Origin of the sequence: Alteromonas ponticola (assembly GCF_012911815.1) — a bacterium.
GTDB classification, from domain to species: Bacteria; Pseudomonadota; Gammaproteobacteria; order Enterobacterales; family Alteromonadaceae; genus Alteromonas; species Alteromonas ponticola.
The window spans coordinates 188,936-214,047 of the sequence record NZ_JAATNW010000006.1; the positions used below are offsets into that span (position 1 = coordinate 188,936).

General features: G+C 48.6%; 25 protein-coding genes. 7 read left to right on the top strand and 18 right to left on the bottom strand.

Annotation, left to right across the window (positions count from 1 at the left end):
- From yrfG to HCJ96_RS12150, 3 genes are all read left to right on the top strand, one after another.
- Positions 1–684, top strand: a complete 684-nt coding sequence (yrfG, locus tag HCJ96_RS12140; RefSeq protein WP_169211334.1) for a GMP/IMP nucleotidase — start codon at positions 1–3, stop codon at positions 682–684.
- A 6-nt stretch (positions 685–690) separates the two neighbouring features.
- Positions 691–1,230, top strand: coding sequence for an inosine/xanthosine triphosphatase (gene yjjX / locus HCJ96_RS12145; protein WP_169211335.1), 540 nt, complete (start codon positions 691–693; stop codon positions 1,228–1,230).
- 186 nt (positions 1,231–1,416) lie between these two features.
- Positions 1,417–2,793 (top strand): NAD-dependent succinate-semialdehyde dehydrogenase, encoded by a 1,377-nt coding sequence (locus tag HCJ96_RS12150; RefSeq protein ID WP_169211336.1) that lies wholly within the window; start codon positions 1,417–1,419, stop codon positions 2,791–2,793.
- On the opposite strand, the gene HCJ96_RS12155 is transcribed toward HCJ96_RS12150, so the two are convergent.
- The 12 genes from HCJ96_RS12155 to gspC are packed head-to-tail and all read right to left on the bottom strand — an operon-like array spanning position 2,790 to position 14,171.
- On the bottom strand, positions 2,790–3,545 hold the full coding sequence (locus HCJ96_RS12155) for a type II secretion system protein N (RefSeq protein ID WP_169211337.1): 756 nt from the start codon (positions 3,543–3,545) through the stop codon (positions 2,790–2,792). The genes HCJ96_RS12150 and HCJ96_RS12155 overlap by 4 nt on opposite strands.
- Positions 3,542–4,021 (bottom strand): type II secretion system protein GspM, encoded by a 480-nt coding sequence (gene gspM, locus HCJ96_RS12160; RefSeq protein WP_169211338.1) that lies wholly within the window; start codon positions 4,019–4,021, stop codon positions 3,542–3,544. Before gspM ends, HCJ96_RS12155 begins: the two co-directional genes overlap by 4 nt.
- Positions 4,018–5,217, bottom strand: a complete 1,200-nt coding sequence (gspL, locus tag HCJ96_RS12165) for a type II secretion system protein GspL (protein WP_169211339.1) — start codon at positions 5,215–5,217, stop codon at positions 4,018–4,020. Before gspL ends, gspM begins: the two co-directional genes overlap by 4 nt.
- Complete coding sequence (gene gspK / locus HCJ96_RS12170; RefSeq protein ID WP_169211340.1) at positions 5,217–6,299, bottom strand: type II secretion system minor pseudopilin GspK; 1,083 nt, start codon at positions 6,297–6,299, stop codon at positions 5,217–5,219. Before gspK ends, gspL begins: the two co-directional genes overlap by 1 nt.
- Positions 6,296–6,934, bottom strand: coding sequence for a type II secretion system minor pseudopilin GspJ (gene gspJ, locus HCJ96_RS12175; RefSeq protein ID WP_169211341.1), 639 nt, complete (start codon positions 6,932–6,934; stop codon positions 6,296–6,298). The genes gspK and gspJ overlap by 4 nt, the downstream gene beginning before the upstream one ends.
- Complete coding sequence (gene gspI, locus HCJ96_RS12180; RefSeq protein ID WP_246261356.1) at positions 6,927–7,310, bottom strand: type II secretion system minor pseudopilin GspI; 384 nt, start codon at positions 7,308–7,310, stop codon at positions 6,927–6,929. The genes gspJ and gspI overlap by 8 nt, the downstream gene beginning before the upstream one ends.
- On the bottom strand, positions 7,300–7,944 hold the full coding sequence (gspH, locus tag HCJ96_RS12185; protein WP_169211342.1) for a type II secretion system minor pseudopilin GspH: 645 nt from the start codon (positions 7,942–7,944) through the stop codon (positions 7,300–7,302). The genes gspI and gspH overlap by 11 nt, the downstream gene beginning before the upstream one ends.
- A gap of 10 nt (positions 7,945–7,954) precedes the next feature.
- Entirely contained in the window at positions 7,955–8,392 is a 438-nt protein-coding gene (gene gspG / locus HCJ96_RS12190) for a type II secretion system major pseudopilin GspG (RefSeq protein ID WP_169211343.1), read from the bottom strand.
- On the bottom strand, positions 8,392–9,612 hold the full coding sequence (gene gspF / locus HCJ96_RS12195; RefSeq protein ID WP_169211344.1) for a type II secretion system inner membrane protein GspF: 1,221 nt from the start codon (positions 9,610–9,612) through the stop codon (positions 8,392–8,394). Before gspF ends, gspG begins: the two co-directional genes overlap by 1 nt.
- Positions 9,612–11,171, bottom strand: coding sequence for a type II secretion system ATPase GspE (gene gspE, locus HCJ96_RS12200; RefSeq protein WP_169211345.1), 1,560 nt, complete (start codon positions 11,169–11,171; stop codon positions 9,612–9,614). Before gspE ends, gspF begins: the two co-directional genes overlap by 1 nt.
- 2 nt (positions 11,172–11,173) lie before the next feature.
- Complete coding sequence (gspD, locus tag HCJ96_RS12205; RefSeq protein WP_169211346.1) at positions 11,174–13,222, bottom strand: type II secretion system secretin GspD; 2,049 nt, start codon at positions 13,220–13,222, stop codon at positions 11,174–11,176.
- Between the two features lie 19 nt (positions 13,223–13,241).
- The gene (gspC, locus tag HCJ96_RS12210) at positions 13,242–14,171 is read right to left on the bottom strand and encodes a type II secretion system protein GspC (RefSeq protein ID WP_169211347.1); all 930 of its coding nucleotides are present in this window, start codon (positions 14,169–14,171) and stop codon (positions 13,242–13,244) included.
- 128 nt (positions 14,172–14,299) lie between these two features.
- On the opposite strand from gspC, the gene hslR reads away from it, so the two are divergent.
- From hslR to HCJ96_RS12225, 3 genes are all read left to right on the top strand, one after another.
- Positions 14,300–14,704, top strand: coding sequence for a ribosome-associated heat shock protein Hsp15 (hslR, locus tag HCJ96_RS12215; RefSeq protein WP_169211348.1), 405 nt, complete (start codon positions 14,300–14,302; stop codon positions 14,702–14,704).
- A gap of 22 nt (positions 14,705–14,726) precedes the next feature.
- Positions 14,727–15,626, top strand: coding sequence for an Hsp33 family molecular chaperone HslO (gene hslO, locus HCJ96_RS12220; protein ID WP_169211349.1), 900 nt, complete (start codon positions 14,727–14,729; stop codon positions 15,624–15,626).
- 250 nt (positions 15,627–15,876) lie between these two features.
- Entirely contained in the window at positions 15,877–17,442 is a 1,566-nt protein-coding gene (locus HCJ96_RS12225; RefSeq protein ID WP_169211350.1) for a phosphoenolpyruvate carboxykinase, read from the top strand.
- Positions 17,443–17,492: 50 nt separating this feature from the next.
- Here HCJ96_RS12225 and envZ read toward each other — a convergent pair whose 3' ends face one another.
- Positions 17,493–18,800: a two-component system sensor histidine kinase EnvZ gene (gene envZ, locus HCJ96_RS12230; RefSeq protein ID WP_169211351.1), complete on the bottom strand. Its 1,308-nt coding sequence runs from the start codon at positions 18,798–18,800 to the stop codon at positions 17,493–17,495.
- Positions 18,801–18,810: 10 nt separating this feature from the next.
- Positions 18,811–19,536 carry an osmolarity response regulator transcription factor OmpR gene (gene ompR / locus HCJ96_RS12235; protein ID WP_169211352.1) on the bottom strand — a complete coding sequence of 242 codons (726 nt, stop codon included), beginning with the start codon at positions 19,534–19,536 and terminating at the stop codon, positions 18,811–18,813.
- A 196-nt stretch (positions 19,537–19,732) separates the two neighbouring features.
- Here ompR and HCJ96_RS12240 point away from each other — a divergent pair, with 196 nt between their 5' ends.
- Positions 19,733–20,080, top strand: coding sequence for a DUF3703 domain-containing protein (locus HCJ96_RS12240; RefSeq protein WP_169211353.1), 348 nt, complete (start codon positions 19,733–19,735; stop codon positions 20,078–20,080).
- 7 nt (positions 20,081–20,087) lie between these two features.
- Here HCJ96_RS12240 and HCJ96_RS12245 read toward each other — a convergent pair whose 3' ends face one another.
- The 4 genes from HCJ96_RS12245 to purH form a co-directional block, all read right to left on the bottom strand.
- Entirely contained in the window at positions 20,088–20,990 is a 903-nt protein-coding gene (locus HCJ96_RS12245) for a phosphoribulokinase (RefSeq protein WP_169211354.1), read from the bottom strand.
- Between the two features lie 194 nt (positions 20,991–21,184).
- Complete coding sequence (purD, locus tag HCJ96_RS12250; protein WP_169211355.1) at positions 21,185–22,474, bottom strand: phosphoribosylamine--glycine ligase; 1,290 nt, start codon at positions 22,472–22,474, stop codon at positions 21,185–21,187.
- Between the two features lie 12 nt (positions 22,475–22,486).
- Complete coding sequence (locus tag HCJ96_RS12255; RefSeq protein WP_169211356.1) at positions 22,487–23,302, bottom strand: class I SAM-dependent methyltransferase; 816 nt, start codon at positions 23,300–23,302, stop codon at positions 22,487–22,489.
- A gap of 135 nt (positions 23,303–23,437) precedes the next feature.
- A complete protein-coding gene (gene purH, locus HCJ96_RS12260; protein WP_169211357.1) occupies positions 23,438–25,036 on the bottom strand; it encodes a bifunctional phosphoribosylaminoimidazolecarboxamide formyltransferase/IMP cyclohydrolase in 1,599 nt (532 codons plus the stop codon).
- Positions 25,037–25,112 lie beyond the last annotated feature (76 nt).

The window sequence follows — 25,112 nt, forward strand, 5'->3', positions numbered from 1 at the left end:
TTGCCATTTCTGCCCTGGAACGAAATCGATACCGTTTTGCTCGATATGGACGGAACATTACTAGATTTACACTTCGACACCCACTTTTGGATCGAACATTTACCCACAAAGGTAGCACAGTTGACACAAAAGCCAATTGAGCTGTGTCGAGCTGACATGTTAGCGCATTACGAAAGTGTCCAGGGCAAAATTCAATGGTACTGTTTAGACTACTGGGCTGACGTCCTGCAAATGGATATTATGTCGGCGAAGCGCGAAGTGGAACACCTGATAGCCATGCGGGACGACACCATCCCGTTTTTAGATGCATTGCGTGATACTGGTAGAGAGGTCGTCTTAGTGACCAACGCTCACCCTGACAGCCTCTCGTTGAAAGTGGAGCATACTAAACTGGACACTCACATTGACACGTTAATCTCCACCCACGAATTTAAGGTGACTAAAGAATCACAATCGCTTTGGCACAAGCTGCAAGCGCGCTTGAATTTCGACCCTAAGCGCACCTTGTTTGTCGATGATAGTCTGGTTATTCTTAATGCGGCCAAGGAGTTTGGTATCGCTCATTTACTGGCGGTAAGAAACCCCGACAGCCAGCAACCTGAGCGAGACATTCAGGATTTTCCCAGCACGGCTGACTATCGCACCCTGATAGAAGCGATTCGTCAATATCCTGTAGAGAAGTAATGCAAGATGAAAAAATTAATTGTTGGCTCACGTAATCCTGTCAAGGTCGCGGCGGCCAAGCAGGCTTTTATGAAAGTATTCAGCGGTACGCAGTTACTCGCCGAAGGTGTCAATGCGCCGTCAGGAGTTGATCGCCAACCAATGTCCGAAGCAGAAACGCGGTTGGGCGCCATCAACCGGGTTAATTCCGTTTTAGAAGATCCGCAGATGCATATCACTGACTCCGACTGGATAGTGGCTATTGAAGGTGGTGTAGAAAAGTTTCTAGACGGCCCCTGCACGTTCGCCTATATCGCTATATGGCATCAACATCAATGGTCCATCGGCCGCAGCGCAAACTTACCTTTACCTGATAATATTTATCAGGGGCTCGAAGAAGGCTGGGAATTAGGGGACGTTATGGACGCGTTTTTTGGCACTTCTAATATTAAACAGCAGGGCGGTGCAATCGGTCTGCTGACCAGCAATCTGGCCACGCGTCAAAGCGTTTACGAATTGGCGATTATTTTGGCGTTAAGTAAATTTCAGCATGATAAGCTCACATAGCAGCTACAGGCTGTAAAAATTTTGCCAGTTACTACACCATATTTACCGACGCACACTGACTTAACGCTTAAAAAAAATTAATCTTCTCAACTATCTACATGAATATTGGGTGTATTTTCTGGATGATAAACTTTGGTTTCAAAATTGCAATCAATACTGTTTCAATTATGAAAAGCGGAGACTGCAATGTCCAACACAGTAGAGACAATCAATCCAGCCACGGAAGAGATTCTAAACCACTACACCCTGCTATCCGAAAAGGAAGCGTTAACTGCAGTTGATAACGCGCATTCAAGCTACGCGCAGTGGCGAAAAACCTCTTTCGCTGAGCGCGCCAAGCTGTTTCACTCACTGGCCGACTTAATCGAAGCCCGCGCCGACGATTTGGCTAAACTAATGACCAATGAGATGGGAAAGGTTGGCGCGCAGGGCAAACAGGAAGTCGAGCTTTGTGCGAAAATCTGCCGCTACACCGCTGATCATGCAGAAGAGGTGCTAGCTGACGAAAATCGCGTCTACGATGAAGGAACAGCGATAATTTCATACCAACCCATCGGCGTTATTCTGGGTATTCAGCCGTGGAATTTTCCTCTTTATCAGGTAATCCGCTATAGCGCCTCGACGATAATGGCCGGTAACGTAACTGTGTTAAAACACGCGGCCAATGTTTTTGGTATGGCGCAGGCGGTTCAGCAGCTGTATGAAGATGCGGGCTTTCCGAAAAACGTTTACCAGTCATTGCTGATTGATGGCGAAACCGCAAGTAAGCTGATCAGCCACGATGCCATTCGCGGCGTTTCTTTTACCGGTAGTGACGAGGTAGGGAAATCAGTAGCAGAGAAGGCGGGTTCGCAGGCGAAAAAATCGGTGATGGAATTAGGCAGCAATGACGCCTTTATTGTGCTGGCTGATGCCGACATTGAAACTGCGGTTGAAGCTTGCGTGCAGGGGCGCATCATTAACAATGGTGAAACCTGCGTATCGGCGAAGCGCTTTATTGTCGTTGAAGAAGTGTTTGACCAATTTCGTGACGCATTTGTCTCTGCATGTAAAAAGTTAGTTATGGGAGACCCGACTGCGGATGATACAGACATCGGTCCAATGGCGCGTAAAGACTTGCGAGACGACTTGCACAAACAGGTGAAACAGTCGGTGGAAAAAGGTGCGGTATGCAGTCTGGGCGGCGAAATACCTGATCAGAAAGGGTGGTTTTATCCGGTTACTGTATTGGAAAATGTCACTGAAGGTATGCCGGCCTACGATGATGAGTTGTTCGGTCCGGTGGCATCGTTAATAAAAGCTAAAGATACCAACGATGCGATGAAAATTGCCAACAGTTCACGTTATGGCTTAGGTGGCGGTATATTTACTGCCAACAAAGATGAAGCCATTCGCTTGGCGCGAGATGAATTCGATACCGGTATGGTTAATATCAACGGATACGCGTTGGCCCAGCCCAACCTGCCCTTCGGTGGCGTGAAAGATAGTGGCTATGGTCGCGAACACGGTGGTTTCGGCCTGCGCGAGTTTATCAACGTTAAAACCTTGATGATTGCGAACTAAAGCGAGAATCGTGTGTAGCCGTCAGCGTCAGGCTGGCCGAATAACAAGGCCGCCTGACTGACTTCTGCAGGCAACGAAGGGGCAGGCTTAAACTGGCCCTCCACGCTCGTCAATTCAAATTTGTCATTGAGTTTGGCGTGCAACGTCAAGCCCAGCTGGTTGGGCTCTTCTACGATAATACTCACGCCATCGCCCTCACAGGCGAGTCTGGCGTTATACTCTCCAAAGTCGATTGGCCCCTGTGTACCTGAAACTGTGGCATTTAACCAATCGCCACTGGCCTTTAACTTCTCGCACTGAGGAGCAAAGCGCAGTTCGTCAACCAGCACCCTGAAGCGTCCACCCGCGTTTACTGGCAAAGGTAATTGCACTCCGGCCAGCACGCGGTCAACCGGAAAATAAAGTGAGGCATCTTCGGATTTTACGTTACTAAGATCAAACATGCTGAAATTGACTGGCCCCTTGAATGCAATCTCGTCTGCATCGCGCATATTCCCAGCAACGATATCTGCGTGAATCCTACCCATGACCAGTGACCACGCCGACAAGTCCCAGTGCACATTGTTAATCGGCATTCCCTGCACTACGATTTGCTGGGCTTTGCCTTCCCATATTGTACCGCTGACACCTACGATGGCGATATTGGCGGGAATATCAACGCGACCCACAACCTGACTGGCAGGCATATATGCAATCACGCAAATAATGAAAAACAGTACCCCTGCAATAATAAATGAAAGCGTAGACTTCATGCTTTTCCTAATTGTAAACGTCTTATTTTAATCTGGCCTGATTCGTCTGCTTCAGCAATATCTGCATTGAGGATAACGATACCCATGCTTTCCATGGCCTGCAACCAACCCAGCACGTCATTAAACGGTGCCTGGTCAACCCAAACCTGTAATTCTTCGCCCTGCGGTTGCATTCGGCTAATGGCGATATTAAAGCGCGTGGTCGTATCATTCACCACCTGAGGCAGAGAGCCACTGAACTGATTTGGTTTACCCGACGCCTGGCGTAGCTGCTGTGCGCGGTTTGTGCGTTCGGTAACCCAGGTTAATAATTTTTCCTGGTTTTGCAATCGCATCTGCTCACGTTCAATACTTGTGTTTAAGGGCGCAAATATACCCCAATACAAAACGGCAACCACAATAAACACGCCACTTATTGCGACTAGCATCTGCTCGCGCTCCGTTAGTGCGCGGTATCTTTGTATAAGGAATTTCATGATTCACCCCGGATGGCGATGGTACCTATAAACTCATCACCGCGATTGTTGATGGCACCGCTTTCCACTTCAAATCCGGCACTTTCCGCCTGTGTCTTGAACTGTTCCAGGGCCTCAAAATTTTTGCCTGACGCCTGCATACGAATTTCGGCACGGCTGGCATCAAAGCGAAATGTTTGTGGTTTTACCTGCGATTGGGTAAAGGCATTACTCAGTTGCCCCAGCATGGCCAACATAGATGAATTGCCTGCGCCTGCCTCCAGCTTGGTCATTTCAGTTTGCACTGCGCGTCTGACGTCTCTATAGACGCCCAAGTTTGGGAAGCCCTGTTTAACCGTGTCATCAATTTGCTGGGCCAAGTCCGCGTTTCGCTGCTGAAGTTGCATCAGGTGAATACCTCGTTCTACCGCGCTGGCAGTTAGCACAAGTAACGCCAGTACCGCAGCCACACGCCATTGCTTCCACGCTGAATTATTCTGGCGTTTAATTTTGTACTCACCCTGCAGCAGGTTGAAGGTAACATTATTAGCCGCTGAAGCCAGAGTCAGCATAGGTAACTCGACCGCTTCATTGTCAATTTCAGTATTCGGTATGTCTTTGAGTGCATATTGAGAATAGTTTTTAATCTGCAGCGGTGCTTTTTGCGTTTGGCTGTAATGCGCTACCGCAGGCAGCGTCCAGTCTGCTTCACCTTGCAATCCGCACCATTCATCCTGGCGAATGATCACGTCTGAACCGATATTCAGCACAGACCAGCCGGCTTCATTGAAAGGGACGGCGTGTACGTCCGGAATCATGGTGTCGCAGTAGAGGCCTGCATCAGTAAGCCAGGTTTGCCAGTTCTCAAAGCGTTCCCGCGAGACCACCGCAACCGCTTGTTTATCACCCACTTTCGGGCCCAACGCGAAAAATTGTTTGCTGATATCTTGTGCCAGCTCTTCTTCAAGCATAAAGGGGATGGCATTGAGCACTTTGCGGCTGGACCGTGGTGGCAAGGTCACCCATTTTAGCGCGATATTGCAACTGGCAACGAGCGCGATCACGGGCCTGTCACCCGCGCGCTCTGTTAGTGATGAAAGTTCGGAAGCCTCAGCTAATTCACCCGAAGCAATGACTTCTTCTTCGGTCTTTGACCAAACCAGCCAGCTGACCGGTTCTGTTATAGAGGAACCCAGCCGTAGTAATAATTGTTCCATTAATCAATTCCTCCAAACTCGCGCCTTATTACGCGTACTTTCTCGCCTTCAGGCGCATAAAACACAGATGTCAGCTTGAACGTTGCGTTATTGTAGCGGGTCTTGGTATGCAAAATAAAATATTCTGTAGAAACCGAAAACCAGTTTTTCTGTTCGTTTGTTAACGATAATGCTGCAATATCAGGTTCAGTGGCAAATTCATCGACGCTTTCCCAGCCTTCTTGAGGTCTGGCACTTATCAGGCTTTTTGCCTGTTGCAATGATAATCCGGTCAATCCAGCCATCACGGGCGCACGCGCCTCGGTAAGAGTGTTTACGTTTATTTTTAGTTTGGATACGCCCGGGATAACACAAATGTGTGGTAAAAGCTGATTAAGCCAGGCGGTCTCAACACCATTAACTAATCGCAATTCGGATTGCGCATACATTAAACCATTCGCAGCAAGGTATGGGAACTCGCGTGATTCATATTCACTGTCTTCCGCGCCATAAGGTCGCATTTGATCATCGGCATCCAGCCAATCGGCCAAACTGTCACGCACGGTATCAGCAACGTAATTGGAAATCTCCAGCTCGCTGGCAAGCAAGAGCCGGTGAAACGCATCCATTGCAGGTGTCACCCCGTCGGTGGCGGCATTTCTATTTCGGTTATCAGTTTTATCATCATCGACGTTGCCATCAGCCTGATTATCATCGTTGTTAATCGTGTCACCGATGGCATTATTACTGTTCGCATTGCCACTATCGAGTATGGCATTTAAATTAAAACAGCTTTGCATATCTTCGAGATTAGCGCTTATCGTGCCACCTTCAACCGGATACATGAATTCCTGGGTCCAGGGCTGATCCAGCGCGATTTTTTCACGATTCTCCTGCATCAGTAAATCAATCGATTTACGCGCAAACTCTTCTGCACCCATGGCATACCAGTAAGCCTGATTATTATCTTTGATGTTGATGGCGCGCTGAATTTGTAATTGTAAACGGGTGGCCATTTCGGTTGCCAGCACGGACACCAGTGCAACCACCATCAGTACGATAATTAATGCTACACCCCGTTGCTTTGCGATGCCGGATCTCATGATTTACTGCCCAGAGTAAATTCACGACGTATTTTTCCAAAATCCTGGGAATCTAATTCGAACGCCACGGCTAGTGGTAGCGTGGTTGACGTGAAACTTTCCTGCCAGTCGCTGTCATCGCGCGTTGTCTCGTCTACTTGCCCGTCGGTAAGGAAAAAAACACGAAAATCGGTGATATCCTCCATGATTACCCGCACCTTGGGTTCGTATCCAACCACGTTATCAACATAGTTGCTGTAGAGGCGCTCAAGTTTATTATCCACAAGCCGGTAACCAACATACTGCAAGGTGCTGCGGGGTAACATATTGCGGGGGTTGTGGCGGCCGCTGCGCACAAAACCAATAGCACCGGCATCGCTGCCATCCAGTTCACCGCCTCGCATGACAACCTCGTTGAGCTCCCCTTCAATGCGCGTCGGTTTAGCGATAGCCTGTTGAATATCCCGCTCAATGGTTAACATGGCGCGCTGCAACCGTTGCAATTTATCAAAACGTTCTTCTGACAGGGCATTGCTATCAATAACCGTGGTTAGAATTCCTGTAGCGGCCAAGCCGATGAGCGAAAAAATTGCCATGGCAATTAAGATTTCGACGAGGGTAAAACCGTGATGTCGGCTAAAACCAGTACTAGTCATTTTGAGCGGGCTTTGCGACATAGCTGGTCACAGTGGTCAGGCTGTTAGAGAAGTCTTCGTTTAAGCCGACGCTGACTTCAATTGCGCGTAAGTCTTTATCGCTGGTCTGAATCACTTTTTGTTGCCAGTACCAAATACGATCTGACATTTCCTGCTGCCCCTTCTCATTGTTTTTGGGGGGCCAGGTCGATTCTCTCTGTATCGCATGCAAACGGTTATTGGCTACCCAGGTGGCAAAAGTAATTTCTTCAATTTGCCCTACGCTAAACAGGTGATCAGAGGCCGCCTTCATTACTGCCGTGCCAGTAATGGCAAAAATCAGCAATGCCACCATCACTTCCAACAGCGTCATTCCCCGTTGGTGTCTAGTTGACATCCGGCGTCTCCAGCGGACCTTCGAGGGAAAGCGGGGGAACGTCCTCGTTCATCAATACAAAGTAGGCAGGGGTATCGCTACCGAAGCCGGGCTCATAATTAAAGGTCAGCGTAAAGGGGGTGACTTCGCCGCTGGACATGATCAATACTTGTGGCGGCGGTAGCGGCTTATCTTCTTCATTGCCAATGTCAACGCCTTCATCAGAGACACTTAATTCTTCATCGAACAATTCGCGATCAAACAGCCGATCTTCCTCCAGCCAGGGAAGGTCATCCAGGTTAAGCTGAAACGTGAAAGGCTCTGGCAATACCCGCTTTTGGTAAATTTCTTCTTCTTCAATCAGCTGCCAGCGGTCATCTTCATCTAACAACATAAATTGGTAAAAGTTGTCCTTTTCTTCAATGCGTAAGCCAAGCTCCTGCTGATTTAACACCGCGTAATCGCTCGCCATGTCGATGAGCACCTGCAAGCGGGACGCTTCCTGCTTTAATCGATCTGCCTCGCTGGTACCAAATACATTAAACACCACATAGCTACTGGCCAGCCCCATTAATAACAACACCAGTAGTACCTCCAGCAGCGTAAAACCTCGCTGGCTGAAGGAGATGATTTGCTGTCGAAACACTGGACGCATGCAAATAGACTTAGTTTAGATACTCGTTGATATTCCAGTTGCCGATATCGTCATCGGTGCCCGCTTCCTGATCCGGACCATTAGAAAAAATATCAATTCTGCCAAGCTCTCCGGGGCTGATCAGGGTATATGGATTGCCCCATGGATCATCGGGTAAACGACGAATAAAGCCATCTGCAGGGTAATTGCGTGGAATGGGATCGATAGTAGGGGCCGTCACCAGCGCATCTAAGCCTTGTTCCGTGGTAGGAAAAACATTGTTACGTAACTTGTACATTTCCAGAGCGCTTTCCAATTGCTGGATATCAACCGCTGCTTTTTTTAACTGCGCTTCTTCCTGATTGCCAAGGATCTGGGGCGCGACCATGGCCGCCATAATGCCGATAATCAGTAACACTACCATCACTTCGATTAAACTGAAGCCTGAATTCCGTCTTAATGCTTTCATTACATATTCACCATATTATTTAACGCTAAAATAGGTTGCAGGATGGCCAGTACGATAAAAAGAACAATCCCGGCCATGCTGACAATGAGCAAAGGCTCAAATACTTTTAGTGAGACACTGATTAATGACTCAAATTCCCTGTCCTGATTATCCGCTGCGCGCGCCAGCATTTGCTGCAGGTCACCTGATTTTTCACCGGATGCAATCATGTGCATCATCATGGGAGGGAACATTTTGGTTTTATCCAAGGCGGCCCGCAGGCTACTGCCCTCTTTGACATTGACCGCCGCCTCCGATACCTGATTTTTTATATGCTGATTTTCCAGTACGTCACTGGAAATCCGCATGGCTTCCAGCAGTGGCACTGCACTGGCTGACAAAATACTCAAGGTTCTGGCAAACCGCGCCGTATTAAGGCCGCGCGACACTTTGCCAATCAGTGGCAATTTGAGTATCAACTGATGAAAACGCAGCTTCATGGCCGGCTGCTGTAAAACTTGTCGGATAACGACCGCCAACAGGATAACAAGCGCGAACATGACCAGACCATAATCTTGTACGAAGGTACTGATTGCGATCAGTACTTGGGTAATCGTGGGCAATTCCTGTCCCATATTGTCGAATTGCCCAACAATTTTAGGTACCACCACCGTCAATAATAAAATCACAATGGCCAGCGCAAAAAACATCATCAACGAAGGATAAATCATTGCCTGGATAATTTGGCTGCGGGTTTGCTGGCGGCGCTCTGTGTAATCAGCCAGGCGATTAAGCACGGTATCCAGATGACCTGACTTTTCGCCTGCTGCCACCATGGCCCGATAAAGCTCATCAAACACACTGGGGAATTCCCCCAGCGCATCTGCCAGACCGTGACCTTCCACCACTTTGCTGCGCACCGCCATCATCATATTTTTCTGGCGGGGTTTCTCACTTTGCTCTGCAACGGCCAGTAAGGCTTCTTCGATGGGTAGCGCCGATTCAACCAGCGTCGCCAGTTGTCGCGTCATCAACGCCAGTTCGGCCGCTGACACTCGGGGTTTAAAAAAGGTAAATGAATGCTTGCCGCCTTTACTGCGCTCGGCGACCTGCTCCACTTCGAGCGGGATAAGCCCCTGTTCACGCAACTGTTGACGAACCTGACGGGCATTATCGCCTTCAAGAACGCCAGAAGCATTGCGCCCCGATGCATTCAGCGCCTTGTATGCAAATGCTGCCATTAGTCCTCCCTGGTTACCCGCAACACTTCTTCCAGTGCAGTGGTGCCGGAGAGAACTTTACGGCAGCCGTCTTCGCGTATGCCGGGGGTGAAGGTACGAATGTATTTTTCTATCGCTTGCTCGCCGTGGCCTTCATGCATCATTTCACGGATTTTTTCGTCCACCAGCAACAACTCGTGAATCCCTGTACGGCCGCGATAGCCGGTTTGGTTGCACGCCGCACAGCCATGTGGTGCATAAATTACCGGCGGTGAAGCTGAATCCGCAATGCCAAGGATTTCAGCTTCCTGCTGGGTTGGTGTGTGGGGCTGCTTGCAGTCAGGACACAATGTACGCACCAGGCGCTGCGACAGCACTGCCAACAGGCTTGATGAGAGCAGAAAGGGTTCTATACCCATGTCTTCTAATCGGGTAATGGCACCGGCAGCGGTGTTGGTGTGCAGGGTGGATAATACCAAATGGCCGGTTAAACTGGCCTGAACCGCAATTTGTGCGGTTTCAATATCACGTATCTCACCCACCATCACTACATCAGGATCCTGACGTAAGATGGCGCGCAGACCGCGGGCAAAAGTCATATCGACGCGCGGATTAACCTGCGTTTGACCAATTCCCTGCAAATCGAATTCGATGGGGTCTTCCACCGTTAAAATGTTGCGATCTTTCGAATTGATTTCGGTCAGGCCCGCATAAAGGGTAGTGCTTTTACCCGAGCCCGTGGGGCCAGTAACCAAAATAATTCCGTGGGGTTTGCGGATCAGGTTGGAGAAGTGTTCCCGATTACGTTTGGTCATGCCCAGGTCAGCTAGATTCAGGCGTGCATTATTTTTATCTAATAATCGTAATACAACACGTTCACCGTGACTTGAGGGCATGGTTGACACCCGTACATCTACAGCGCGGCCAGCAATTCGCAGGGTGATACGACCATCCTGAGGAACGCGTTTCTCAGCGATGTCCAATTTCGCCATAACCTTAATTCGCGACACCAACATGGAAGAAAGCTTACGGTTGGGACGTAATATCTCACGCAACACACCATCCACCCGAAAACGAACAACCAGCTGGTTTTCAAAGGTTTCGATATGTATATCCGAAGCCCCTTCCTTGATCGCTTCGCCGAGCATGGCGTTAATCAACTTAATGATGGGCGCATCATCTTCACTGTCCAGCAAGTCTTCGGTGTCGGGGAGTTCTTCGGCCAGCGCGAATAAATCCGATTCGTTACCTAAGTCTTCCATTAATTGCTTAGCAGCAGATGAATCACGTTGAAAGGCCTGGGTTAGCAGGTATTCAAATTGGTCGACAGGAATTTCTTTCAAGCGAAAGGGTACGCCGAAAAAGCGACGTACTTCGGCAAACGCCGACAGCTTGGTTTCCTGAGTATGATAAAGAATGGCTGGTGTCTCGTTTTCTTCGAGCAACACGTGATTGCGTTTGGCAAAGCTGAAACTTAACTGTCGATGATCCGGGTCGGCCACCAAAGCATCGTCAGGCAGGGCGTCCAGCGCCTCTTCCTGCGCAACCAGTGCGTCATGCAGTTGTTCGTTCTCCGCCATGCTTAATCGTCATCCTTCTCAAGACGTTCTTTTTCCATCAGGTATTCTTCAAACGTCGGCGGTAGCGTTAAGGCGTCATTCCACTCTGGCATGCTCGGCCCCTCTTTATCGTACATCAGCGGGATGCCTTCCTGCTGGCGTTTAAGCTGTTGCGCGCGAATGTAATTATACTTGCGGTGACTGATCTCGTTCATGGTAACACCGTCGCGCACGATGGTTGGCTTAATAAACACCATCAAATTGCGTTTACGTTTACTGGTAGAGGTGGTTTTAAACAGATGCCCTAACAGGGGGATGTCGCCTAATAAAGGCACTTTAGACACACTTTCCTGCACATCTTCATCTATCAGGCCGCCTAGCACAATGGTGCCGCCATCATCCACGATAACAGTAGTCTTAATTTCACGTTTGTTGATAGAAATATCGACCGACGTGGCGCCGCTGACGCTGGAAACTTCCTGCTCGATCAATAGCTGTACTGCATCACCTTCATTGATTTGCGGGGTCACTTTCAATTTAATCCCCACTTCCTGTCGATCGACCGTGGTAAACGGATTGGCATTATTATCGCCAGCGGTAGTGCCGGTGATAATGGGGACTTCCTGACCCACGATAAAGAAAGCTTCTTCATTATCCATGGTGGTCAGATGCGGTGTAGCCAGAATGTTCGAGTTGGTATCATTACTCACCGCTTGCACCACGGCTCCCCAGCCGTCTTTAATTACGCCAGCGATAAGTCCGCTGGCACCGCCAAGTAAGTTGGCCAATGGGGTCAGATCGCCTTCAATGGTTTCTTCTGTTTCTACCGGCTCACCGTTAGCAGAAATAATGGTGCGTTTAACGGTTCTATCTTCCGCCTGACGTAATGCAACGCCCAGTGAACCCACAGGTACGACGCCGTTGGTAAATTGTGTTCCACCACCTTCTTCGGACACCCATTGCACCCCGAGAGTGGTACCGTCGCCCTCAAACACTTCCACAATAATTGCTTCCACCTGGACCTGCGCCCGGCGCACATCGAGTTGGCGGATCACTTCTTCCAGCGAACGCATCATGTCAGGCTCTGCGGTAATTACGACCGAGTTAGAGGATTCATGCGCGTCAATGCTGACCTCGCGACCAGAGCTACTTCTGCGATTGGTAGGCGCCGCGCTCGCTTGCTCTTCGGCCTGAATACTGGCGGATACGCCTTGTAAAACTTTAACTAAATCTTCTGCTTTAGCGTAGTTCAGGAAAACAACCCGGGTGTTACCGTTCGTCTGTAACTCCTGATCCATTCGCTTGACGAGATTTACAATACGTTTGCGGGCTTTTTCATCGCCACTGACAATAATGGAGTTGGTGCGATCATCAGCTACTACCCGCGGATCAGACTTAGCTCCGGTATTCGCGGCCTTACCCTGCGACTTGTTGATGCTGTCGATAATGCGCACCATTTCACCTGCCGAGGCAAAGCGCAATTTTATGATGTCGACTTCTTCGTCGCCGGCCTGGTCAACCCGTTCGATGATTTCCACCAACCGGTTAACGACTGCCGCACGACCGGTCAGCATCATAACATTGGACGGGTCGTGACTGACCACATTGCCGCCACCGGCCTGATCGTTTAGCTGGCGTAGGATAGGCGCTAGTTCTCGTACTGGCACATTGTAAACGGGGACCACGCGAGTGATCATTTCGTCACCATCGGTTTTCATCCCTTCCACAACGGGAATGTTGGAGGTTTTGGCATCTTTGGCGCGCACCACCTTTAAAATACCGCTTGGCATTTCTACTACTGCAAAGTCATACACCTGCAATACGTTAAGGAAGAACTGATAATATTGATCTTCGTTTAACATGTCGTAGCTGCGCACACTTATTTTACCGCGGACGTTAGGGTCTACGATAATTGTGCGTTGGAGATTTTTACCGACGATGGTGATAAATTCGTTGATGTCAGTATCTTTGAAATTCGGCATGTATTCAGCGGTATTGGCCGCCATACTAAGCAAGGCCGCGCACAACGCCAGGCTTATTTTTGAAAACAACTTGTGGCCAACTCGCCTCATATTACAATCGTCCTATTTCTTATTCGTAGTCAGGGGAAGGAATGTCCAGATAAATGGTTTGCATATCCCCATCTCGCGATACGGTTAATTCGAGTACTTGCGCGTTTCGCAATTCATTCATTGCTTCCATGGATTGTTGCTGGTCAGTTAAATCCAGGCCATTTATCTGCACAATCACATCGCCGGCATTCAGGCCAGCCGCTTCAAATAATTCAGGGGACTTGCCGGGGCGTACCTGATAGCCGACAAGTTGGCCGTTCTGCGTTTGTGGAGTTATTGAGATAAAGTCGGTAAAGCTGGCAGGTTCATCTCGTATGTTCTCAGCCAGCTCAGCCGCTTCGTCACTGACACGGCGTGCGTCTTCTTCATCTCGTTGCAGAGCACGATTATTGGGTACCATTTTCGGCGGTGTGCGCCGCTTGGTTTTTGCAAAATCAACGCCATCCAACATCAGCGTTTCGTGGCGCGCACCATTACGTATAATGACGCGGTCATGAAAAACCTGATGCAATGTGGCATTAGTTCCCTCAATTTTTTCACCCAAACCATAGGTATTCTGGGTACCGCGGTTTTCAATAATGGCCGCGCCACTTTGTTCTATAGAGCTGGCCACCACTCCGGTCAGGGTCAGGTTAAGTTGTGTTTCGGGGGCATCTGTTACCTGTTCGACCCTGGGTTCTTCCACCTGATTAATTTCACCGAATAGGTTTAACCGTTGTATTTGACTGATATCGCCCCCACGTTTGGTGCCTCGGACAGATTGCGCAGATTCGGCTATATTTAGCGGTGCGGTGGAGGCGTCTGGCTGAGGTATAATTTGCCAGATAAGTCGAGCAGCAAACGCCAGTAAATACAGGCTCAGCAACACAACTACCAGGATGTGTAACTGTTTTTGGTGCTGATTAAAAAAAGTCACCAGCGATTGTGAGTTGAATTTACTGAATGTCATGCTGCCAAAGGTGGAACTACTCTATTCATTCTATAATTGTTAGGATTCATTGCGTATAAGCCGACCCATCATAGCCTAGTCGGGGTGGGGGTCACAACACTAAAACGAACGAGTTACAAAATTATTACATGAGCAGCCGTAAAGTTGAAAATTCAGCCGAAAACGTCCGTATCGATAAATGGTTATGGGCAGCGCGATTCTTTAAGACGCGTTCGGTTGCCCGCGACATGGTGCAAGCTGGCAAGGTGCATTATAACGGACAGCGGGTTAAGCCAGGTAAAATAGTAGAACTTGGAGCCATGATAAAAATTCCGTCAGGATGGGATGTAAAAGAAGTGGTGGTCACCATGATTACTGACAAGCGCCAGGGCGCGCCATTGGCACAACAGATGTACGAAGAAACCGCACAGAGTCTCGCCAAACGGGAAGAAAATCAGATAGCGCGTAAACTCAGCAGTTTTCACAGTCCGAAACCGGAAGGCAAGCCCGATAAAAAACAGCGTCGACAAATTATTAAATTTAAGCATCAGTAATGATGAACAGCAGGAATGATATATGAGTGATTTCGATCAACTTTACCGATTTCTTATTGACCGTGCTCATGTCAGAGGACAGCTAGTACGATTGCAAGACAGCTTGACAGAAATCGTACACAGCCAGGAGTATCCGGTGCAGATACAGCGTCTGTTAAGTGAGATGGCTGCAGCGACCAGTATGCTCACTGCCATCTTAAAGTTTGAAGGCGAGATAAGTTTGCAAATACAAAGCAAAGGGCCGGTAAATTACGCCGTTATCAATGCTTCCCATAACCAGACTATGCGCGGCGTTGCCCGTTGGGACCAAAGCCTGCCTTCGCTACCCGATTCACTTGAGGCTCTGCTTAGCCAAGCAGTGCTGGTGATCACTATCACACCGGACAAGGGGGAACGGTATCAGGGGGTGGTGGCATTGGATAAACCAACACTGGCAGAGTGTCTGGAATCCTATTTTGCCCAATCTGAGCAGCTTCCTACCAAAATTATGCTGATGACCGACATGCGCGATCCTGAACAAGTCAAAGCGGCAGGAATGTTGTTACAAGTCCTGCCGGAGGACGCATCACAAAGTGCGCTGTCCCGTGGTAATGAATTTGAGCACTTAGTCAAACTAGGCGAAACGCTATCGGAAGAAGAAATGTTTAGCCTACCCGTCAGTGATATTTTGTACCGACTTTACCATCAGGAAAAAGTTGAGTTGTTCTCACCGCAGCCAGTCCGCTTCTCCTGTACCTGTTCGAGAGAACGCACAGCTAATGCATTACGCAACGTTGATAAAACGGAACTGTTGCAAATAATCGCAGAGGACGGTGCGGTAAATATGAACTGTCAATATTGTCATGCAGAATACAGGTTTGACGAAATCGATATTGAGGCGATCCACGCGGGCAATTTTGAATCCTCTGCGGCCAAACAATAGACTCTTTCAACCGGATTGTTGTAATCCTGACTGAAATTCATCAGATTTAGTTTCACTTTGTTTATCATGAGGTTGGCGTTTTTCAGTCAACCTTTATTGCCACCAGGTCTGTGCTTACCACACTGATATTACGCATTTCCTTCGTCTAACACCCCCGGCGGGGTTGCTGGATCCTTTTTATCATATACACTTGCAGCAATTGGTTTTTTGGTAACCAAGTGTGTAGGGTTTTAAATAGGATTTCAAAAAAATGACAGCGGCAGCCAATTTAAGTCGTTCTTCAACGGCATCGGTCCATACGGATTTAAATACTTCAGAGTTAGTAGAAATAGCGTTACAGCGAAAAGAAGGAAAGTTAGCCTCAAATGGGGCGCTGGTGGTAGAAACCGGAACGCGCACAGGCCGTTCTCCCAATGATCGTTTTATCGTCAAAGAAGCCACCACCGAAAACGACATTGACTGGGGCAAAGTCAATAAGCCATTTGATGCGCAGAAATTTACTGCGTTGTGGGACAGAGTCGACGCCTATCTCGCTGAGCAGGAACATTTTTTGTCTCACTTGCAGGTGGGTTCGGATGCCCGCTACGCGTTACCAGTAAGGGTTCGCACTCAAACGGCGTGGCAACATATATTCGCCAAAAACCTCTTCATTAAGCCGGCTATTTACAATCCTGATAACAAACCTGAATGGCAAATTTTAAATGTACCGGGCTTTAGTTGCGAACCTGAACGAGATGGCACAAACAGTAATGGCGCTGTGATCATCAATTTTGCTGAGCGAAAAGTGCTGATCGCCGGCATGCGCTATGCCGGTGAAATGAAAAAAGCCATGTTTTCTGTGCAGAACTTTTTGTTACCCGCGGCAGAAGTATTGCCCATGCATTGCTCAGCAAATGTGGGTGAAGAGGGCGATGTGACCCTGTTCTTTGGACTATCCGGCACGGGAAAAACCACCCTGTCTGCGGATCCTAAACGGTTTCTGATTGGCGACGATGAACACGGCTGGGCACCCGGCAGCGTGTTTAATATGGAAGGGGGCTGTTACGCAAAATGTATTGACCTGTCGCAAAAAAATGAGCCAGTCATCTGGGATGCCATTAAATTTGGTACCATTCTGGAGAACGTCATTTTAGATGATGGGCGTACGCCAGACTATACCGACACCAGCCTGACACAAAATTCCCGGGCAGCTTACCCGTTAGCGCATATTCATAAGCGCGTGGCAGAAAACCGCGGCGGCGAACCGCGCTCGGTGGTGTTCCTTACTTGCGATGTCAGCGGAGTATTACCACCGGTGTCCGTATTAAGTGAGGAAGCCGCGGCATATCATTTTTTAAGCGGTTATACGGCAAAGGTCGGGTCTACCGAAATCGGCTCAACAGCTGATATTGAGTCGACATTCTCTACCTGTTTTGGCGCCCCCTTCTTCCCCCGTCCAGCGCGTGTCTATGCAGACTTGCTGATTAAACGGGTAAAAGATTTCAACGCCAACGTCTTCCTGGTTAATACCGGCTGGACCGGAGGGCCGTACGGCACAGGTAAGCGTTTCGACATACCAACCACACGGGCAATCATCGACGCTATAGTGTCGGGTAGCCTGGCGAATGTGGACACCCACTTCATTGAAGGGTTAAATCTGCATGTTCCCATTGATGTCCCGGGAGTGGATAGCAAGTTGCTTGTGCCACAAAATACCTGGGCAGATAAAGGACGTTACGAAGAATATGCCAACGATCTTATCACTAAGTTTCAACAGAACTTTGAAAAGTATGACGTGGATGAAAAAATCGTAAAGGCCGGCCCCGGTTATCGTTAGATTTAGTTATTAATTGAATCCGACAGCCCGCAGATTATGCGGGCTTTTGGTTAAGTTGGCAGCCAGAATTCGGCAATCAAACCTTTCTCCGGATGATTTCTCAGTGAAATTTCGCCATGGTGGGCGCGAATGATCCTACGTGAAATTGCCAGGCCCAGGCCGGAGCCCATGCTTCCGCGGGCTTTATCACCTTGGGTAAACGGCATAAAGACGTCATCCAGTTCACTATCAGGGATGCCCGGGCCAAAATCGCGCACCCGGCAATACACGCGACATGCGTCTTTGTCTTCAAAGGTGGTCACTACAATATGGTTACTGCCGTATCGAAACGCATTTTCAATGAGGTTATCCAGTACCCGTTTGATTGCGATTTTGCGTAAGGTCAACAACGGCACATCATTCATTTTCAGTTCGATATGATGAGTCTCTTCTATATGACGCGCTTGCGCCAATTCGCCTATCAGCTCGTTAAGGTTGGCTGACTCCAGACGTTCAGTGCCTTCCTGTCGGGCGTAATCAATAAACTGATCGATGATCGCATTCATGTCTTCAATATCATTAACGATGCCCTCCTTTAACCAATCCTGCTCATCGGGCAACATTTCTGTGGCCAGCCTGACCCGCGTAAGGGGAGTGCGTAAATCATGAGAAATCCCCGCGGTCATAAGCGCGCGATCCCGTTCAAGTTGCTGTATCCCCTGATTCATTCGATTAAATGCCCGGGTCACTTCAATCATCTCGCTACTTCCCTGTTCGGTTAATGGTGCGGGTGATTTTCCCTGACCTACCAACAAGGCAGCTCGTTGCAACGCCTGTAAAGGGCGATTGAGGCGCCGCACAAACAGCCAGCCCCCAGCGACACTCAACACGCCAATCACCATCAGATACATGGTCAGTGGTGAGATGTTCGCTTCACTCAAGCCGGATATCGGAATCGCAATCCAGCGGTTAGGATAAGCATCCAGATTGATCCAGACTAAATAAGGCATTGCGGCATTTTCATTGGGTTGAGTACTTATTCTGACATCTGCTCGGGTTTGTAGTGATTTAGATACTGAAGCTGACATAAAGCCGTAATAGGTCGCTTGGGGTAAGCCTTTTTGCATGGCCTGGCGAGCGGTATAGATGCGGATACCGGTGGCGCGTGAAAAATCTGACTGCATCGCAGGCGGCGATTCCAGACGGTTATGGTTTATCAGCGTCTTGACTTGTGTAGCCAACAAACTGTTAATTTGTTGATAGCTTGGTTGAATAAAATAGTAGGTGACCGACAGATAGGAGACGACCTGATTAATAAGCAACAATACACCAATCAGCAAAACGGTTTGCCCAAAGGCGCTTTTAGGTAGCATACGCATATAAGAAAGCTTAAGCCTGTTCGCCACCATCAGGAACAAATACGTAACCTAAGCCCCACACTGTCTGAATGTAGCGCGGATTGGCCGGATCTTTTTCCAGCATGCGACGCAAGCGCGACACCTGTACATCGATACTGCGCTCCAGTGCGCTATAATCGCGACCACGGGCCAAATTCATCAGCTTATCTCTGGAAAGAGGCTGTCTGGGATGCTGAACTAACGATTTCAGCACGGCAAACTCGCCGCTGGTTAAACTCATTGGTTTACCATTGCCCGTCATTTCGCGGGTAGCCAGATTCAGGCGGTATTCACCAAAGCTGATCACCTGTTCATCTTTAGAAGGCGCCCCAGGGGCTTCAACAGATTGACGGCGCATGACCGCTTTGACCCGGGCTAATAACTCACGCGGATTAAAAGGTTTGGGAAGGTAATCATCTGCGCCCATTTCCAGGCCAATGATGCGGTCGACTTCATCACCTTTTGCGGTCAGCATAATTATCGGTAACTGGCTTTCTGCCTGACGTAAGCGCCGGCAAATGGAAAGTCCATCTTCACCGGGTAGCATTAGATCCAGCACCATCAAATGAAAATTTTCACGTTCTAATAAACGATCCATTTGCTCTGCGTTAGCCGCCGCTCTGACCTGATAGCCTTGTTCTACCAGGTACCGTTCCAGCAAGCTACGCAAACGCATATCGTCATCGACAACTAAAATTTTTGATGTTTCCTGACCCATTACTAAGTTCCTGGCTGTGTTTAAAACAGTTACCTCTACTGGTTCACTATAACCACAAGCGTTTAAAAACAAAAAGTTTATCTACAGTGTTCTGATCAAATGAGTGTTACAAAATTTGTCAGTGGACCAATATATAATTGCAATTCACCCTACTGCATGCGAAAAAGAATTATCAGGAAGGAATCGGAGTGAGTGAATGAGCGTACCTGTTGATGCGGTTAAAAAAGAATTAATGCTGGCCAGTCAGTGTGCATCGCGCAGGCGATATCGCAAGCAGTTCCGGCATTTGGAAAATGCCCACGTGCTGGGTCAACATGCCACGTTTTGGCATACCTATGTGCATTGGAAAATGTTGCGATGGGGTGTCAGACATCTTTCGATAAAAGAAGTGGTTGGTCAAGTGCTTCGGATAATAGGAGCGCTTACCAAAACCCCATTCGGGTTGTTGCCAGAAGGTAATACGGGCGGGGCAAATGTCAGTCCATTTAAGCCAATGCCATTAAAACCTGAGCATGCAAGACTGTTGAACAAGCCTCTGGAATAGGGCTGAGCTACTTTTCTGACAGCCAATCCATCTGATGGCCAGCGCGGCGCTTCTTATCCAGCAGTTCTTCGATCAGCGGGGTTAAAATTAGCTCCATGGCCAATCCCATCTTTCCTCCGGGCACCACAATGGTATTGATGCGCGACATAAACGCGCCATCAATCATTTGTAAAAGATAAGGAAAGTTCACGGTTTTCATTTCGCGGCGAAAACGCACGACCACAAAACTCTCATCCTGCGATGGAATTTCACGGGCAGAAAACGGGTTGGAGGTATCTACTGTCGGCACCCGCTGAAAGTTAACGTGGGTGCGTGAAAATTGCGGCGTTATGTAATGAAAGTAATCATCCAGGCCTCGAACAATGCTGCTCATTACTGCCTCACGCGAATGGCCTCTATCTGTGGTATCACGGACGATTTTCTGGATCCACTCCAAATTCACAATAGGCACCATGCCTACCAGCAAATCCACGTGGCGGGCAACATCGTTGTCTTCGGTCTTTACCCCACCATGCAGACCTTCATAGAACAATAAGTCTGTATTGGGCGGTAAATCCTGCCAAGGGGTGAACGTGCCGGGCATCTGATTAAACGGCACGGCTTCATCAAATGTATGTAAATACTGACGAAACTTGCCATGACCGGATTCACCGTATTCTTTAAACAGTGTCTCCAGCAGATCGAAATCGTTCGCCTTGGGACCAAAGTAGCTGATATGGCGTCCTTGCTCCTGCGCTTTACGAATCTCAACTTCCATCTCAGGACGGGTAAAGCGGTGAAAGCTGTCACCACCAATCACCGCTGAATTAACTCGCAGGTTTCGGAAAATATGGCGAATGGCATTGGTCGTCGTGGTCGTGCCTGCACCGGAGGAACCAGTAATGGCGATAATAGGGTGTTTAACAGACATAAAACTTCGACCTTATTTCAACATGGTTGTTAAGCTTACCAGTTTATAAAGCGAAGGGAAGCTTTGTCGCGAGTCGGCAACAGGCAAGGCACCGATAGACGCACTGGCAACTACCCATATCAGTAAAATTTGGTCTTGGTTGGTAAGTGCACACTCTCTGCAAGTAGCCTTTATTTCGCAGAGAGTGCTGACAATTAAACTTTGCTCTCGCGAGCAATCGCGCGATGAGCAATGTCGGTACGAAAATACATATCTGGCCAACTGATGGCGTTCACTAACTCGTACGCATTTTCCTGCGCTTCAGTTACATTGTTCCCCAATGCAGTTGCACACAATACGCGGCCACCACTGGTGACCACCTGATTGTTCTTGATGGCAGTGCCGGCGTGAAATACTTTGCCCTGCAAGCCACTGGCCTGTTCGAGACCGTGGATTGGTAACCCTTTATCGTAGTTGCCGGGATAACCGCCTGCGGCAAGAACCACCCCTACAGCCGCGCGTTCGTCAAAAGTGATGGATGCCTGATCCAGCTGTTCCTTACACGCCAGCAAACAAAGCTCGGCCAAATCTGACTTAAGACGCATCATAATAGGCTGGGTTTCTGGATCGCCAAAACGGCAATTGTATTCAATTACTTTAGGCGTACCATCGGCCATGATCATCAATCCAGCGTACAAGAAGCCCGAGTAAGGATTGCCCTCGGCAGCCATACCCGCAACCGTGGGTTCAATCACTTCCTGCATGATGCGACGATGAATATCAGCGGTGACCACGGGGGCAGGAGAATACGCGCCCATTCCGCCTGTATTCGGTCCTTTGTCACCATTGGCGGCGCGTTTATGATCCTGGCTGGTTGCGAACGGCAGAATATTTTTGCCATCTACCATCACGATAAACGACGCTTCTTCGCCGTCTAGAAACTCTTCGATAACCACCCGGCTGCCAGCTTCACCAAATACATTATCGGCAAGCATGTCGCGAATAGCAGACTCGGCATCGGTTAACTTCATTGCCACAATGACGCCTTTGCCTGCCGCCAAACCGTCTGCCTTGATTACGATAGGCGCGCCCTTTTCCCTGACATAAGCTAACGCCTCATCGATTTGGGTGAAGGTGGCATATTCGGCAGTGGGGATCTTGTGACGAGCAAGAAAATCTTTGGTAAACGCCTTGGAGCCTTCTAGTTGAGCGGCTGCCTGGGTGGGGCCGAAAATAGCCAGCCCCGCTTGGTTGAATGCGTCAACGACACCTTCAACCAGCGGTGCTTCGGGCCCTACAATCGTAAGTTGAATGGACTTGTCTTTGGCAAAGTTAATCAGAGCAGGAATATCCGTTACTCCGATTTCCACATTTTGAAGTTTTGCTTCCGATGCGGTGCCAGCATTACCCGGTGCGACATACACGTGCTTAACGTTTTCTGATTGCGCCACTTTCCAGGCTAATGCATGCTCACGGCCACCGCCGCCAATTACAAGTACGTTCATTCAAGCTTTCCGTTAGTTTTTAGGTTTTACAAATTTCAGGGTCATTCGGTTGCTCTCACCAATCGCGAGGTATTTATCTTTGTTCTCTTCGCCCATTGCCATACTAGGCGGTAAAGACCAAACACCGCGGGGGTGATCTGCTGTGTCCATGGGGTTAGCGTTAACATCACTTTCCGCTGCCAGAGTGAAACCCGCTGCTTCAGCGGCATCGACTACCAACGATTTTTTAATATAGCCACTCTTTTCCATGGTGACATCGTCAGCCGACTCAGGTAATTGATGATCCACTACACCCAGTATACCACCTGGTTTTAATGCTTTAAAAAATGCGGCAAACGCTTTGTTAAGTGATTCCTCACCTTTTTGCATGTACCAGTTGTGCACATTTCTGAAGGTTAAAACTGCATCAGCGCTTCCCGGCTTCGCCAGGTCAGGGGCTAGCACAGCGTCGAAGGCGGTTAATTCAATGTCGGCATACGGTGGGTGATTGGCAATTTTATCTTTAAATTGGTTAAGGTAGCGGCTGTAATATTTTGGCGAATTTTCGGTCACATGAAAATGCGCAGCAATCAGTTTTCCGTTTTCTTTAAGCATTGGCGCTAGAATATCGGTGTACCAACCACCGCCTGGCCAAATCTCAACCACGGTCATATTAGGTTCAATACCAAAAAACCGCAGGGTCTGTTGTGGATTGCGGTATTCATCTCTCAAACGGTCTTTCATTTCACGGTGTTCGTTAGCTACCGCATCTGTTATGGGATCGGCTACTGCCGTGGCAGTCGCCAGGGTCAATAGTGCGGCAGAAAGTAACGTGACTAATGGCTTCATAGGACTTCCTTGGTTAATTTGCAGAAAAAAGCGCGACAAGTAAAATTATTGCCGCGTAAAGTATTACCAGTGTAGCCACAAATTTGCGAAGTTGAATCGTTTTATGCGATTAATTTCAACAAATTAACGTTTAATTTAATGGCGGAAGTGACGCATGCCTGTGAATACCATGGCAATACCATGTTCGTTAGCTGCGGCGATGACTTCGTCGTCGCGCATTGAACCCCCGGGTTGAATCACGGCTTTAACGCCCGCTTCTGCCGCGGCATCAATTCCATCACGGAAGGGAAAGAATGCATCCGAGGCCATTACACATCCAGCAACCTGGAGGTTTTCATCTGCCGCTTTAATGCCTGCAATTTTGGCCGAATAGACACGACTCATCTGGCCTGCGCCAACACCGATGGTCATGCCATCCTTGCAATAAACAATAGCGTTGGACTTTACATACTTGGCCACTTTCCAGCAAAACAGCAGATCTTTAAGTTCTTCAGCAGAAGGTTGACGCTCTGTCACCACCGTTAAGTCATCGGCTTCTACCATGCCAAAGTCGCGCTCCTGCACCAACAGACCACCGTTCACGCGCTTGAAATCGTAACCATCGGTGAGTTGACCGTGCCAGTCACCGCAGCTTAATAAACGCACGTTTTTCTTCGTAGAAATCACTTTTTGTGCAGCTTCACTGACTGCAGGTGCAATAATGACTTCAACAAACTGACGCTCAACAATGGCGCTGGCAGTTTGTTCGTCCAGCTCACGATTAAACGCAATAATGCCACCGAAGGCAGAAGTGGGGTCGGTTTTATAGGCGCGATTGTAGGCCTCAAGAATGTTCTCGCCAATGGCCACACCACACGGGTTGGCGTGTTTAACAATGACACAGGCCGCTTCGGTAAATTCTTTTACGCACTCTAATGCGGCATCGGTATCAGCAATGTTATTGAACGACAGTTCTTTACCCTGTAACTGTGTAGCAGTGGCGACCGAGGCTTCCTGAATGACATTTTCCACGTAGAACGCAGCGCTTTGATGGCTGTTTTCACCGTAGCGCAAGTCCTGCTTTTTGCTCAGCTGCATATTGAAGGTGCGTGGAAACTCGCTGTGCTGATGGTCGAAATCTTCTTCGCAATCGGTCTGCTCTAACTTTGCACCAAAATAATTGGCGATCATACCGTCATATTCAGCGGTGTGCTCAAAGGCTTTAATCGCTAAATCAAACCGCGTCGGGTAAGAAACCGAGTTCTGGTTTTGCTGCATTTCCTCAACCACGCGTTGATAATCGCTGGCATTAACCACGATGGTGACGTCGTTATGGTTTTTTGCCGCTGCACGCACCATGGTAGGGCCGCCAATATCGATATTTTCGATAGCATCTGCTAATGAACAATCTTCTTTGGCAACGGTGGCGGCAAACGGATACAAATTAACCGCAACTAGATCGATAGCGCTGATATCGTTTTCGGCCATAACCGTTTCGTCCTGACCACGGCGGCCTAAAATGCCACCGTGCACTTTTGGGTGCAAGGTCTTTACCCGACCATCCATTATTTCAGGGTGTCCAGTGTATTGAGATACCTCAATGACCGGTAAACCGGCCTCGGCAAGCAATTTTGCGGTGCCACCAGTGGACAATAACTCAACACCAGCCTGATGCAGTGCCTGAGCAAATTCAACAATTCCGGTTTTATCAGAAACACTTAACAGTGCGCGTTTTATAGGTTTAGGTGCGTGCATAATAGAATTTAACTAAATTATTAAGAGTGAAACAAAAAGAGCACCAATCGGTGCTCTTCGTTAGGGCCAGGCCCGT

What these genes read in the sequence shown, in the direction of transcription:
- yjjX (WP_169211335.1), top strand. Translation starts at nt 691, where the DNA reads ATGAAAAAATTAATTGTTGGCTCACGTAATCCTGTCAAGGTCGCGGCG.
- HCJ96_RS12150 (WP_169211336.1), top strand. Translation starts at nt 1,417, where the DNA reads ATGTCCAACACAGTAGAGACAATCAATCCAGCCACGGAAGAGATTCTA.
- HCJ96_RS12155 (WP_169211337.1), bottom strand. Translation starts at nt 3,545, where the DNA reads ATGAAGTCTACGCTTTCATTTATTATTGCAGGGGTACTGTTTTTCATT.
- gspM (WP_169211338.1), bottom strand. Translation starts at nt 4,021, where the DNA reads ATGAAATTCCTTATACAAAGATACCGCGCACTAACGGAGCGCGAGCAG.
- gspL (WP_169211339.1), bottom strand. Translation starts at nt 5,217, where the DNA reads ATGGAACAATTATTACTACGGCTGGGTTCCTCTATAACAGAACCGGTC.
- gspK (WP_169211340.1), bottom strand. Translation starts at nt 6,299, where the DNA reads ATGAGATCCGGCATCGCAAAGCAACGGGGTGTAGCATTAATTATCGTA.
- gspJ (WP_169211341.1), bottom strand. Translation starts at nt 6,934, where the DNA reads ATGACTAGTACTGGTTTTAGCCGACATCACGGTTTTACCCTCGTCGAA.
- gspI (WP_246261356.1), bottom strand. Translation starts at nt 7,310, where the DNA reads ATGTCAACTAGACACCAACGGGGAATGACGCTGTTGGAAGTGATGGTG.
- gspH (WP_169211342.1), bottom strand. Translation starts at nt 7,944, where the DNA reads ATGCGTCCAGTGTTTCGACAGCAAATCATCTCCTTCAGCCAGCGAGGT.
- gspG (WP_169211343.1), bottom strand. Translation starts at nt 8,392, where the DNA reads ATGAAAGCATTAAGACGGAATTCAGGCTTCAGTTTAATCGAAGTGATG.
- gspF (WP_169211344.1), bottom strand. Translation starts at nt 9,612, where the DNA reads ATGGCAGCATTTGCATACAAGGCGCTGAATGCATCGGGGCGCAATGCT.
- gspE (WP_169211345.1), bottom strand. Translation starts at nt 11,171, where the DNA reads ATGGCGGAGAACGAACAACTGCATGACGCACTGGTTGCGCAGGAAGAG.
- gspD (WP_169211346.1), bottom strand. Translation starts at nt 13,222, where the DNA reads ATGAGGCGAGTTGGCCACAAGTTGTTTTCAAAAATAAGCCTGGCGTTG.
- gspC (WP_169211347.1), bottom strand. Translation starts at nt 14,171, where the DNA reads ATGACATTCAGTAAATTCAACTCACAATCGCTGGTGACTTTTTTTAAT.
- hslR (WP_169211348.1), top strand. Translation starts at nt 14,300, where the DNA reads ATGAGCAGCCGTAAAGTTGAAAATTCAGCCGAAAACGTCCGTATCGAT.
- hslO (WP_169211349.1), top strand. Translation starts at nt 14,727, where the DNA reads ATGAGTGATTTCGATCAACTTTACCGATTTCTTATTGACCGTGCTCAT.
- HCJ96_RS12225 (WP_169211350.1), top strand. Translation starts at nt 15,877, where the DNA reads ATGACAGCGGCAGCCAATTTAAGTCGTTCTTCAACGGCATCGGTCCAT.
- envZ (WP_169211351.1), bottom strand. Translation starts at nt 18,800, where the DNA reads ATGCGTATGCTACCTAAAAGCGCCTTTGGGCAAACCGTTTTGCTGATT.
- ompR (WP_169211352.1), bottom strand. Translation starts at nt 19,536, where the DNA reads ATGGGTCAGGAAACATCAAAAATTTTAGTTGTCGATGACGATATGCGT.
- HCJ96_RS12240 (WP_169211353.1), top strand. Translation starts at nt 19,733, where the DNA reads ATGAGCGTACCTGTTGATGCGGTTAAAAAAGAATTAATGCTGGCCAGT.
- HCJ96_RS12245 (WP_169211354.1), bottom strand. Translation starts at nt 20,990, where the DNA reads ATGTCTGTTAAACACCCTATTATCGCCATTACTGGTTCCTCCGGTGCA.
- purD (WP_169211355.1), bottom strand. Translation starts at nt 22,474, where the DNA reads ATGAACGTACTTGTAATTGGCGGCGGTGGCCGTGAGCATGCATTAGCC.
- HCJ96_RS12255 (WP_169211356.1), bottom strand. Translation starts at nt 23,302, where the DNA reads ATGAAGCCATTAGTCACGTTACTTTCTGCCGCACTATTGACCCTGGCG.
- purH (WP_169211357.1), bottom strand. Translation starts at nt 25,036, where the DNA reads ATGCACGCACCTAAACCTATAAAACGCGCACTGTTAAGTGTTTCTGAT.